This window comes from Microbacterium sp. MYb54 (assembly GCF_002979515.1).
Taxonomy (GTDB): Bacteria; Actinomycetota; Actinomycetes; order Actinomycetales; family Microbacteriaceae; genus Microbacterium.
This window is the reverse complement of sequence record NZ_PCPA01000017.1, coordinates 13307-25866: the sequence shown is the minus strand read 5'-3', so window position 1 is coordinate 25866 and position 12560 is coordinate 13307. Positions and strand designations below refer to the sequence as shown.

General features: G+C 62.7%; 7 protein-coding genes. 3 read left to right on the top strand and 4 right to left on the bottom strand.

Features of this window, described 5'->3' with window-relative positions; all coding sequences use genetic code 11:
* Positions 1 to 290 precede the first annotated feature (290 nt).
* A complete protein-coding gene (locus CQ040_RS15805) occupies positions 291 to 893 on the top strand; it encodes an RNA polymerase sigma factor (RefSeq protein WP_105527816.1) in 603 nt (200 codons plus the stop codon).
* Positions 868 to 2037 (top strand): hypothetical protein, encoded by a 1170-nt coding sequence (locus CQ040_RS15800; RefSeq protein ID WP_105596251.1) that lies wholly within the window; start codon positions 868 to 870, stop codon positions 2035 to 2037. The genes CQ040_RS15805 and CQ040_RS15800 overlap by 26 nt, the downstream gene beginning before the upstream one ends.
* 1536 nt (positions 2038 to 3573) lie before the next feature.
* Here the strand turns inward: CQ040_RS15800 and CQ040_RS15795 are convergent.
* Positions 3574 to 5028 carry a hypothetical protein gene (locus CQ040_RS15795; protein WP_146115304.1) on the bottom strand — a complete coding sequence of 485 codons (1455 nt, stop codon included), beginning with the start codon at positions 5026 to 5028 and terminating at the stop codon, positions 3574 to 3576.
* Between the two features lie 1201 nt (positions 5029 to 6229).
* Between CQ040_RS15795 and CQ040_RS21250 the strand changes: the two genes are divergently transcribed.
* Positions 6230 to 7255: a helix-turn-helix domain-containing protein gene (locus CQ040_RS21250; RefSeq protein WP_105527813.1), complete on the top strand. Its 1026-nt coding sequence runs from the start codon at positions 6230 to 6232 to the stop codon at positions 7253 to 7255.
* A 368-nt stretch (positions 7256 to 7623) separates the two neighbouring features.
* Here the strand turns inward: CQ040_RS21250 and CQ040_RS20500 are convergent, their stop codons facing one another.
* From CQ040_RS20500 to CQ040_RS15775, 3 genes are all read right to left on the bottom strand, one after another.
* Positions 7624 to 9216, bottom strand: coding sequence for a SpaA isopeptide-forming pilin-related protein (locus CQ040_RS20500; RefSeq protein ID WP_146113923.1), 1593 nt, complete (start codon positions 9214 to 9216; stop codon positions 7624 to 7626).
* A 550-nt stretch (positions 9217 to 9766) separates the two neighbouring features.
* Entirely contained in the window at positions 9767 to 10138 is a 372-nt protein-coding gene (locus CQ040_RS21245; protein WP_181157102.1) for a tetratricopeptide repeat protein, read from the bottom strand.
* Between the two features lie 271 nt (positions 10139 to 10409).
* Positions 10410 to 11945 (bottom strand): SpaA isopeptide-forming pilin-related protein, encoded by a 1536-nt coding sequence (locus tag CQ040_RS15775; RefSeq protein WP_146114738.1) that lies wholly within the window; start codon positions 11943 to 11945, stop codon positions 10410 to 10412.
* Positions 11946 to 12560: the final 615 nt, after the last annotated feature.

Sequence of the window (12560 nt, the reverse complement as noted above, 5' to 3'; positions counted from 1 at the left end):
GCCGCATCTCTTCGGCGCCCGGCGATCAGAACCCGCGCACGCCCGTTGCATCGTTGGTGATCTCCCCAACCGTTGTGCGGAACCCCCATCCGAGAATCACTCCCTCCCCGCAAGACATGGACACGCCGATCGTGCGTACTCTGTCTGAACGTCTCGCTGCGTGTACACGGGCATCGTGACACCGGTCCGTCGAGTACCGGAGGCGGCAACCATCGTGTGTGCCATCCTTCGCCGACCTCAGGCCTGGTCGCCGTCGTGAACAAGAACCAGAACGATCGGGAATACCTCTTGTGAAGACCGATAGAGAGATCATCCGCGGCTCGGTCCGTGAGGCGTCCATGTTCTCCGAGCTGTTCGAGAGACACGCCCAGCGAGTGCGTGCGTATGCGTTCCGGCGGGTCGGGTCGGACGCCGCAGACGACATTGTGAGCGAGACGTTCCTGATCGCCTTCCGCAAGCGCAAGACCTTCCGGAGCGATGCCGATCCGGCTCGCCCGTGGCTACTCGGCATCGCGACAAAGGTGATGCACCGCCACCGCGAACGTGAGGCGAAACACCTCCGCGCACTCCTCGTCGCTCTGCACCAGGACATAGGTATGGCACAAGAATCACCGACGGAGCTACTCGCGGATCAGCTGGACGCGCAGGCGGATCTGCAGCGGATCGCACCGCTGATCGCGGCGCTGTCATCACGGGATCGCGACACGCTGCTCCTTTACGCCTGGGGCGACCTCGGATACGAGGAGGTCGCAGCAGCACAATCGATCCCCGTCGGGACAGTCAAGTCCCGGCTCAATAGAGTCCGGCGGCTTCTCGCCCCGGCCCGCGAACAGATCAGCACGAGAGAAGACAGGAAAGAGGCCGGTCATGGATATCTTGAATCGCGTTCGTGAATGGAACACCGCACCACACGGCGAAGACGCCGACGTGACCGGATCACGGGTCCAACTCCAGCGCGAGATCGCCCGAGAAGCCCGACGCCGGCACCGCAGGCGTTACGGGTTCACGGTCGGGGCAGTCGGCGGTGCACTCGGGCTGTCTGGAGTCGCAGTCCTCGCAAGCGGCGTGCTCACCGTCGGAACTGTCGCGGATCACGCCGCGCCTCCCGCTCCTTTCGTGCCCGCGGCCGCGGATGAGATCGTGACCAGGGTCGCAACACAGCTCGCCGACAGCACGATCCCCGCGGGAATGTGGCGGAAGGCCACGGTCACGTTCGAGCAGACCCAGATGCTGCAGCCGCCCGGATCACCAGAGCCCTTCGATTGGGTTCGCACCGGCGCCCTCGGTTCGATGACCACCCGGTGGATCACTTCGTCGTACATCTCGGCAGACGGCGCCCAGCCGATCATCCTCGAGTCGAGTTCGTTCCAGCCGATCGAGGCGAACGGCGACAAGCAGGCCGTCCACGATGCATGGGACTCCTACTACGGAGCGGCCTACGGCAACTGGCGCGACATCATCGACACGCCTCGCCCACCGACGACCACCGACTCAGGGCTCCGCTCCGACCTGCAAGGAGCCACCGATCCATCCCGGACCAAAACGACACCATCGGAGATGACGGGTTTGGATGGGAAACCACTCGTCGAGGGTGAAGGGGTGCTCAGTTCGGATCCCAGCGAGTACCTCGATGCCCTCGCCGCCGGCCTGGGAGAAGATGCAACCCGAGAAGACGCCATCGGGCAGGTGTTCTCTCAGCTCATGCAGTCCGCACTCACCAGCCCCGTGCCCATCGACTCCCAGCAGCTGTCTTTCTACCTGCAGGCGATCGCCCTCTCCGAGAACGTCCACATCGAATCGGTCACCGGTGGCGTCACAACACTGCGATACGAGAACGACGACGCCGTCCGCCGTCTCGTCGTGAACACCGACACACTTGTCGAAGCGTCCGAGCAGCTGAAGAGAACATCCGGTGTGTACGCCGAAAGAGAGGCGATCGGAGAAAGCCCCTTCCTCCCCGCCGACGCACCCACATCCGTCTTCCGCTTCACACAAGAGATCGTCGACGCCGCGCCTGCTGTCGCCCCAGGGGGCTGATCCACACGAGCGTGGCGCTCTGGAAACCTCATCACCATCCGAGTCGACGGTGATGAGGTTTCCGACGCCACGCCAAGCGTCTCGTGCGGACAGAGGCCCCCAAGGCGACATCACAACGCCGCCTATGCGCTGGGCCGCGCGAGTTTACCCACGATCGTGGTTAACGGATCGCTACGGGTGTGAGACCACGCGTGTGATATGGGGGTGAATCACGGGTATCAAGAGTCGTCTCCGAGAGGCCCATCAGTACCCGTCACTCCGCCGGCGCCGACCGACGTCGGCAACGTGGCGGGTGAGATGGCTGGCTGTGGAGATTCATCCTGTGCAGGTGCAGCTAGTACGGTTCCGTTGCGATCGACCCAGACCCGTCGATGGTTGTGGATCGCTTGAGCGATCGCGGCGATTTCGCGAGCATAAATTGGGCGTGTGTAGACGCTGGTACGGGCCCATTGTTGCCGTAGCGCGCGCTCGATGATATGACAAGGGCGACCTGCGTGCTGGGTAAATGTGAGCTCTAGCATCCGGCTTAGTCGCTCCGCGTCTAGGCGGATGTGTCCAGATCGGTTTATCTGCGACTGTTCTTTCATCCGTGTCTCTCCATGTCTACAATGCTCCACTCTGGAGCGCCTCCCTGGATACGGGCGAGGGGGTTCAGCTCTCCTAGTGGCTGGCTTGATCACCCGACTGTGCTGCCCCCGTCGCCGACACCCACCTCGGCGTCGGGCCCCCACAAGGCGAGTCGTTCCTGACAAACCCCGCACGGCGCAAGGACAAAGGAGTCGCCGTCGCTTGATCGTCCGCTCACACAAATCAACGCCACCACACGCTTCCCCAACGAGCAAGCCTCACAGATGGGTCCCGTCTCCGCACAGAGGCTTATCACCGCATTGAAGTTGTCAAACGACACCCTGTGAATGAGGAAACGTCCTCGAGATACACCGAGGCAGCCACCGCTGGCGCTTCAGGCCACCGGCGGCGCAGGGGAGCGACGGCGTGGTCGAAGAGCGCTTGGTCGCCCCCATGTGCGGGCCCTCTCAATCGCGGATAAGGGACGGCAGTTCAGACTCCCACTTGCGGTATTCGAGATCATCCCTGTCTTGATGTCCACCACACGCTCTCTGGTCAGATAGCGGGGTGTAGCGCGCCGGAACGCACTACACCCCGGGCCTCGGCTTGGTGAGCAAGCTCGAACCTTCACGGGGGAAACCGCGAAGCCGAAGCCAGGCCGGGCCCCGAGGGGAAAATCGAAACACCGGCCAGCCTCCACACTCGTAAGCTCTAGGGCCCCCGCCACAGCGTCGTAATGTCGTCATCCGTACGGGCTAGCCACGCACGCACACACGGCGCGAGGAGGCCCCACACTCCGGCAACCAGGGAGGCACCGAAGATCACCGACGCAAGGTCCATGGTGTTCATAGTGCTCACGCTAAAACGCGCAATTCCCAGACACCTCCCCCCTGCGACGGACTCTACGGTCGACTTCGGTCCCTCGTCCGACGGACCCCCAGCACTCGCAACAATGCGTGGCACGCAATGTCACTCTCCACCGGTCGCGGTTCTGGAGGTCCGCACGTTGCCGATCAGGGCGACCAACAGGCCAAGGCCGGCTAGTAGCGGCATCCAGATACCCGGTGCTCCTAGCGCAAGCCATTCCTCCCCTCCTTCGCCGAGCTCCAGAATCGACCGCCCCACAAATAGCCCGCCGAGGATGAGGAACCCGCGAACCATCCTGAGCCCGGCGACTGCCAGACACAATGCCGCAGTCGTTGGAATCGCCGCTGCCATCAACGCCCCGGCGCTGCCTTCCATGGCAGCCGCGACGCCGACGAGTCGGACAGCCGCGACGAGGTCGGCATAGGCGAGGGTGCTGAGCGAACCGAGTACGGTGAGCAGCGCGACAGTGCCGGTGAGCGCGGTTACCCATGCGGGGCGAGTGCTCCACCGTGAAGGCAGGTACTCCTCCGCCTCTCGAACTGCTCTCAGGTAGCGCGATATCCGCCAAGTTGCACCTGCGTACCACCAGATTCCTGCCAGAATCGCAATGCTCATAGCGACGCCGACCGCAATATAGATGAATGCCGCAGATGCCGCAAGCAACGACCGCCCAATCGTGGCAACGGGGACGAGGATCAATAGGAAGATGAACACCATCTGAACCGTCAAGCGTAGACGGTAGGAACGTTCGGACAGGTGCGCAAGGTCGTCGGTGACGGCATCCAAACTGGCGAACTTGGCTGACCGCACCGCTGGGCGAGCAATCCATCGAGCCACTTCCAGACGAAAGGTGGAGCGACGGGATAGATACGAACCCATCAAGTGATCACCGACAGGCTGCCGAAGGCTAGGGATTGTGCGGCGCAACACTGTCGAGGGGATCTCGGGTATAGGCATGCTGCCGACGATGTCATTTGGGGAGGTGAGCTCCTCCCAGATGACACGGGATGGTATCGAAGGGATCATTGACATCGATCGTCTGTGCCTTCTGCCCGTCCATGCTCCGGCGGCGAGCAGTGTAATCCCAGCGCCGAGCAACGGAAACATCCCCCATTGGGTTGGTAAGGCGTTGCCGAAGATGAGCGTGGGCACTTCGCTCTCTCCTAGCGTCGCCAACGGTTGAGCCAGACCAAGCAGCATCGTCTGAGAGAGCAGGCGGCTGCCGGCGGTGTTAGCGAAACCGCCGGGCTCGTACCCCCAAACCATTGCGGCCATCATCATCGCGACGCCGGTGAGCATCAGCCAGCCGCTCCACCCCCACCGGTGCTCCCGCACCATCGAGATGAGTCGTATCGGACGCAGACCAGATGCAAGCCCCGTGAACTTCTTCACATTCAACCATCGCCCGCGCCCTCTCTCGGCGAGAACTCGATGGGCGAGATACCCACCTTGCGAATGACCAACGATCCATACTTCATCGCAACGCTCCGAAACATACTCAATATCGCGGACCAGTCGCTCCTCCACCGCTGTCCTCGCGTCGGATTGAATGCTCACCACTCGAATGTGCTCGATGACATCCCATCTCCACCGCAGAGTCACCCACAGCACAGCAGGAGTCAAGGCGAGGACTGACAGCAACGCCCACAGCGGTAACAGGCTCAGGCTAACCCCGACCAGCAACGCAATCCCGATCACAGTCACGGTCCGCCACAACGCCGGGCCCAGCTCTCGAACCCAGCCGAAGTTCCACCACGCAAGTCGCGTGTCGGGTACATGCTTCTCATGGGCACGCGGAGACACCACAGCTGCGAGGAGAAACGGGAGAACAGACACAACCATCCAGCAGCGGGCAAGAACATCACGCGACCCGTTCTTCCGCCTCTCACGAATGATAGATGCCCAATGGCTTTCCGCGATGAGCACCGGGCGAAGTCCCGGCATCGTCAGCTGATGCGCCCGAGGGGTGCCAGCCAACGCAGGAAGCGGCACTTCTCTCGCTTCCTCCCCCACATCGACGAGCGCCCGCGCCGCACGCGTCGCGGCGAACCTCGCCGTAGCCCCCACCCGTTGGTTCCCCACCCCGTGAACGATAAGGATTCCGGCGCGATACGCCCGCCCGTCCGTCTTCGTCGAGACAACCCGTCTCTGCTTCTTGCCCTTCTTGCTGGCTCGCCCCACCTGCTCCCCCTAATCCACCGCAACACCATCCGGCTTGAAGGAACCAATATTATTGACACTCGGGCCCCTCGCGCCCCAACGAAGCTCCATCACGACAGAGCCCTGATCATGCGCCCAGACCAGGCCGAAGCGGCCTCGGGCACTCCCCAGCTTCCGCACGCGAGCGACGCCGCAAGTGGGAGGACGACAGACGAGAGCACCTGCGGGCACCTGCGTATCCCTCCGGATGTGCCGTATTCAAATCGCGCACGATCAGGTCCGACAGGACCCGTTGTGTGAGGATCCGAGCTTCAAGGGCCCGGCATATGGAACCTCAAAGACCCCTTAGCTGTTTCCAGGCAAGGCCCGACCCCCTCTGAGGACGGGTCGGCCTTCTGTCTCGTCGCGTCCATCTTCTGACAGCGACGGGTTGTGAAGATGCGAGCGTTGCCGGCATGAGAACACTGGTTGCGTCCTTCTCATGCATCTCATCATGATCGGTGCTGTCCGCCGCTGAGCACCACACCGTCAACGGGTTCTGGATGAGACTCGGCGAGTTCGAATCACTCGTCATCGCTCTCCTGCCGGCACCGTCAGGATGGGCGAGAACGCGACATCGACCTATGCTGCTCCCAAAGGAGGACGTCTGGTGAATCATTCGTTCATGCAATCGATAGGCAGTAGCGACCTCCGCGCGTACGGTATACGCCCCGTTTATGGCGACCCCGTGCTCCGATCTCGTGCGTGCCGAGCTCGAGATGTCCTGCTGCTCAGCATCAGCGGTCCATCAACAGAACTCCATATCGATACGACCTCGATGTACCCTGAACATGCGCTTTTCGCCTTCATCACGGCACGAACGATCTGGTCCCGACCTCCACACGGCCCCTGGGCGAGAGATTCATTGCGGCTTGTCATCGCACCGCACGGGCTAGTCCGCGACGTCCACTGGCACGGGCCCTGGCAGATCACCGCCATACTTATCCCTCGCTCCGCAATTGATCCGGGCGCGTCCCCTCTGCCCCAGAAGGCGATCGCCTTCGCCAACCGTAAAGTGCTCGACGCTTCGGTGCAACGATTCGCAGATGTGCTGTTGAACTCCGACCTCCAGGCATCGGTTGTCGAGCAGTGCGCCCTCGAGCAGCTACTGCTGGACATGTGCGGAGCGCTACTAACAGACCGGATCGGAGAACAGGTTCCCCAGAGCGCAGCCCATGCGGCGCTGCGGAACAGCGCGATATCCGTCATTGCCCACCAGTGTGGCGATCCCACACTAACGCCCTCTCGCGTCGCTCGGCAGGTCCAATTCTCGCTGCGTCAGCTGCAGCTTGTCTTCACCGAATCGGGGAACACCATCGCCGGTGAAATCCGTCACCAACGGGCACGCCGTGCTCACTCATTCCTCATCGACCCCCGGTACGCCCACCTCAGCATCGATCAGGTAGCGCAACACGCCGGATTCCCCTCCACAACAAGCCTCCGTCGAGCCATCAGCCAGGCCTATGCGACCACTCCAAGGACGCTGCGCACGCAGGCAGGCATCCCACGAGATGCGGCGTCCAGGTTGAGGGCGACTCAAAGGACTCAAAGGACTCAAAGTGAGCCTCGCAACAGCGACAAATGAGATGTACGGGTTGACCGGTGCGGGACCGCGGACGTGGCAACTGGGTCTTGTGCGAGGGCGGCGTCATCCGTGTACCCCTGGTGGTCACCGCCGAACGCCTTGCTCATGTCGGCTCGCTGCCGGTGAACGAGTTGAGGATTGAGGCGCTCAGCCAGGCTTCGACCTTCTGTTTCCGGTGCAAGACGGGGCGTAGTGCACGCATGTGCACTACGCCCCGCAGCCTCTGCGATGACGAGCGCCTTCACTCGGACCAACACGACCGGGGAGGTGGGGTGGTCGAGGCCGATTCAAGTATTTCCGCCAGCCCTCTACCGGCGCATCCCCCGCAAGGGGGATAGCCTCGTCGAGGCCGGCCCATTAGCCCAATGTCATCCAACCCGCGCCGTACGCGTACGGCGGCGAGCCACAAGCGCGCTGCCCACGAAAGCCGCAAGCCCGCCGAGAACGGCAAGGGGGAAGATACTGTCCGAGCCCCCCGTCGCTGCTAGCCGTCCCGGGGTAGCCAAGGACTCCGATGGGGCCGATGTCACCGGCGGACGGGGGCTGACGACGTTAACGAAAGCGCCTAGGTCTGCGTTCAGCCCAGCACCAGATATGGTGACCGTTCGCACCGCGGAGTCGAGGACATACCCCGATGGAGCGACGGTCTCGACCAGCGCATAGTCACCCCAAAGCAACCCGCCGACACGAAGAGAGCCGACAGCAGGGTCCGCGTCCGCAGTCCCGTTGTCCTGCACCGCGATGATGCCAGACGGGCCATCGAGACTCCATCCAGAGCCAGCGAGACTGCCGCCCACGGTGTCGGTCTTCGCCCATGACAGGGTTCCGAATCTCGCGGTGTTCGTGACCGCACACACGACGCTATCGCCAACCGTGATCGCCGTTGATACCGCCTTACCGTCAGCGGCCACGGTGAGTTGCCCCAAGGGGATCGTTGCCCCGTTTCGCGTGCACGACCACGTGGCGTCGTAGTGAGACAGATCAGAGGAACCGCCTGACGCCGCTGCTTCCGAGAAGGTAGCTGTCGACCCCGCGGTGCTGGCGAGAAGTGTCGCTGATCCCGTCGACACGTCGGTGTCGGCACCCGAAGTGGCTGCCGATGCGAGTACTGTCGCGCCTGCTTGCGCCGTTACAACGAACTGGTCACCCGGCAGATAGCGGCTCGCGACGATCTTGCTCACTTCAGCATTCGCGAACATGACACCAAAAGCGATGCCCTGTCGCGACGAATCGGTGCCATTGTTGAGGCCGATCGACACTCGTGTCGGCGACTCTGCGGAGGTCAAGATCGCGCCCGCCGGGGTGGAAGGTCCATTCTCCGAGATATCGTCAGGGTCTCCCGTGCAAACGACCGTTGTGGATCCAGCACCGGTGAGACCACCACCACATGCGGGGAGCTTTCCCGCCGGCTCGATGAGGGAGAGGATCTCCACCGGAGAATCCGAAGTGAAGGAAATGATCTCGTTGTTGTTCGTCGATTCCGCGTCCGCCATGATGAACGAGAATCCCGAAGTCACGGATGCTCCCGACGGTGCGGTCACCGAGATGTCAGAGAGTTCAACTGACCCGGTGTCCCCTTGAACACCATTCTGCAGCTGATACAACGCGACAGCCCCAGGGACGTTCAGATAGGCATCGTTACCGAAGACGGCGCCCGAGTATGTAGGAGTCGGTGTCGCCTGAAGGCTCTTCGTCCCATCTGCGCCTTCGACGTGCCGAATCGTCGCCGAAACAAGGTAGCCGCCGACATCCAGCGAGAGCTGCTGGCCCGCGGGTGAAGTCGCCGCTTGCTCATCATACGAAGACATGTCGATCCAGCAGATCGTATCCGCATGCGGCCCGCCAGCCCCATAACCACAACCCTCTTCAGCAGCGGCGGCGCCCAGCGCGGGCGTCAAGACGCCCGCGACGCCGGCCACTGTCGCAATTAGCAGAATCCCACTCGCCTTTGAGAACTTCATGCCCGTCTCCCCGGTTAGTAACGAAGCGGCACCATCGCCATTCGCAGCCCTCACTATACGCCCACGGCACGTGGGCCGGTCAGGGTGTTCTGCGTCATCGGCGGGCCAGGTCCTTTCAACAGCGGGAGCTGCGGGCCGCAGAAGCGGAACATGAGCCAGAAGCCCTTCCCGCCGGCCGGGATCCAGTTCGAGGCGAGACTCTCAGGAGCAGTAGGGCCGACATAGACGTCGGCCGGTCGATCCATCCGAATTGAGGGCCACTCGCTCGGCGTCTTGAGAGCGCGATCAAACTGAGCCCCTGGTACATCGCGCCGGGCTTCACGACTTCCATCACACTCGCTCTGTTGCTGCAGGGTGAGGAGAAATCGCTGTTGGCGCGATCGCTCGAGACGGTCCTCGGCGTCAGCCTCGCCCTCGTGTTCGGCTCACTCGTCCTGCCGCGATCCATCGTGGTGAGATTGTCGCCAGGCCCGCACTACCCATTGACGGGCGGATCACAGCAAGGCCTTGCCACGGATGGTCTCAACGGTTGCCAGCGGCCCGGGCAAGCTCACCGGCATACGACGCAATCGAGCGACAAGGTTGGGGCCAGCGCAAGTAGCGCCACGCTGAGTGCCTCATCGTGGCGTCCTTCGTCATAAAGTGCCAGGGCGAGGAACGCCTGCCCGGCGGAACCCGTGGATGGGTCATCGGGGCGACCGCCAGGGAGAGCGATGGCCACGGCCGCCTGCCCAACATTTCTTAGCGGACTTGTCAGTTGCACGACACCCTGGGACTCCTTGTCCCCTCCTACTCCCGCACCCAGCGCCACCCGGCACAAGGGAATCACTTCAGCTTCACGGCCCAAGAAGTCATGGACAGATGCCCACTCGTAGAGGGCTTCGGGGTCGCCCGGTAGCCGTTCCGCCACCAACTGATGCATCGCCTCGAGTGTTTGCTCTGGATCCCAGGAAGAGTCGACGCGGTCGTTCCAAGAGTCTCTCATATACTGCCGCTCCGATCGTGATTCCACCTTCTCGCCGTCCGGCCGGTGCCTCACCACCCTGGCCGGTGGCCCGAACAGGCCTGGGCCAGATTCGATGCTTCTTCACCACATCGAAGGACCGTACGGTCCCGTTGCGAAGCCGCGCCTCGCAACGGGACCGACGTAGTAGCAGCCCCGCTGGTCGCGGGCTGCACGGCGCCCCAGCGCGCTATTGGACTCGTCGGCGCAACAGGAGCGCTGCCCCCACGAGGATGACACTGATGCTGCCAATGGCTACAAAGGCAAGGGCTATGGGATCGGTGCCTGTCGCCGCGAGTGCGGTCTGGCCGACCGACGGCGGGCTGCTTGGCGCTTCTGGGTCGACGGGCACTTCTGGATCGACAGGCACTTCTGGGTCGACAGGCGTAACGATGGGCGTGTTGACGATTTGTCCGACACTCACATCAAGATTAGCTTCGTCGATTACAACCGTCCGGTCGGTCTCATCCCGCGTGTAGCCGGCGGGGGCAGTGGTCTCCGTCAACACGTACTCGCCCCACAGCAGACCGCCCACCCGAAGTCGACCGTCCGCCGGATCCATATCGGCCGCTCCGTTGTCGGTCACTGCGACGGTTTCGTTCGGACCGACGAGTGCCCACGCCGACCCTGCGAGCGTGGCGCCCTGGGGATCGACCTTTTCCCAAGCGATCGCGCCAAACCGGGCCGTGTTGGTAACGACGCATGCGATGCTGTCGCCCACGAAGATGGATGTCGTCACCGAAGCACCATCACCACTCGTTGCCAGTTGGTCGGCCGGCACAGACGCACCGTTGCGTTCGCAGGACCATGCCGGAGTGTAATGCGACATATCCGTCGTAGACCCGGGAGCGGCGGATTCCGTAAACGTGATGCTCGAACCTGCCGTACTTGTCAGCAGCGTCTGCGGCCCCGCAGTCACCGTTGTCTCGGTTCCCTGGGTAGTCACCGTATCGATCGACGTAGACCCCAGCCGCGTGGACACGACAAATTGATCTGTTGGAAGATACCGACTTTCCACCAACTTCGTCACCTGCGACTTCGCGAACATCACACCGAATGCCACACCCTGCCGAGAGGAGGATGTGCCGTTGTTCAGCCCAATCGCCACCTGCGACGGAGAATCAGCGACCGTAACCAAGGCGCCTGCGGGAATCGACAGCCCCACCGCCGACTCATCGTCCGGATCTCCCACGCATGTCACCGTCGTGGTCCCCACGCCCGTCAGCCCCCCCCCACACGCCGGCAGCTTCCCTTCCGGCTCAATCCGGGCAAGAACATCGACCGGGACATCCGAGGCGAACGAGATGACCTCATGATTGTTGGTTGACTCCGCGTCGGCCATGATGAACGAATACCCCGACGTGACTGGCACGCCTGTCGGAGTCACCACCGAGATGTCGGTGAGCTGAATCGACCCCGTGTCCCCCTGGACCTCGTTCTGGAGTTGATACAGCGCCACCGCACCAGGTACTTGCGTGTACGCATCATTTCCAAAGACGGCACCCTCATAGGTCGGCGTCACAGTCGCGGTGACGTCTTTAGTCCCATTGAAACCAGGTACATGACGAATTGTCGCACTCACCACGTAGCCGCCCACGTTCAGCGTCAGCTGCTGCCCGTCCGGTGATATCGCAGCGACCTCGTCATAGCTGGACATATCAATCCAGCAAATCGTCTCCGCGTAGGGCCCGCCCTCGCCGTAACCGCATCCTTCCTCCGCTGCCACCGCACCTGAAAAAGGTAGTACTACCCCAGCTACGGCAACAACGGCCGCAGCTCCCACAAATGACACACGTCTCATCAGTCGATTGCTTTCTACTAGAAGGAAAACCTGAACCCGCGTATCGAGCGGCTGGTGCAGCCGCTCGGTGCGCGGGGGCGTCTCACGGGAACCCTCATCCCCCCGGCTCCCCTCGGGCACGACACCCGGACATCTAAACACATCCATTCGCATGCAAATAAGAGGAGACCGGTATATTGGGCCCGCCCGCCAACGGTGGAGTGTAGTGCGCGGGGTACCGCGCGCACTACACCTCGGCCCCGACTGGGAGCACAGCTCAACCCTCGCGGATTAACGCGAGGCCGGGGCCACAGCCAGACTCGGCCCGAATACCCTGCCCAGCCGCGTCCACATAGCTGTCAGCGCGCGCCACCCGTCAAGCGGTGTCCCTAAATGTACGGCGACACACCAAGTTGCAGGAAGCGCTGGGGTGACTCCCCATGCACCAGCCCCGGCGCAGAAGCCCGGGGCTGGTGCATGGGGCCGTCCAGGGCGTTCTCTCGCATACATCTAATATATGAATCCTCCCGCCCTGGCACATCCCCCGCGCGACGGATTCCT

Bases quoted from the DNA above. Each gene is read 5' to 3' on its own strand.
- CQ040_RS15800 (WP_105596251.1), top strand. From the start codon at position 868: ATGGATATCTTGAATCGCGTTCGTGAATGGAACACCGCACCACACGGC.
- CQ040_RS21250 (WP_105527813.1), top strand. From the start codon at position 6,230: ATGGGCGAGAACGCGACATCGACCTATGCTGCTCCCAAAGGAGGACGT.
- CQ040_RS20500 (WP_146113923.1), bottom strand. From the start codon at position 9,216: ATGAAGTTCTCAAAGGCGAGTGGGATTCTGCTAATTGCGACAGTGGCC.
- CQ040_RS21245 (WP_181157102.1), bottom strand. From the start codon at position 10,138: ATGCATCAGTTGGTGGCGGAACGGCTACCGGGCGACCCCGAAGCCCTC.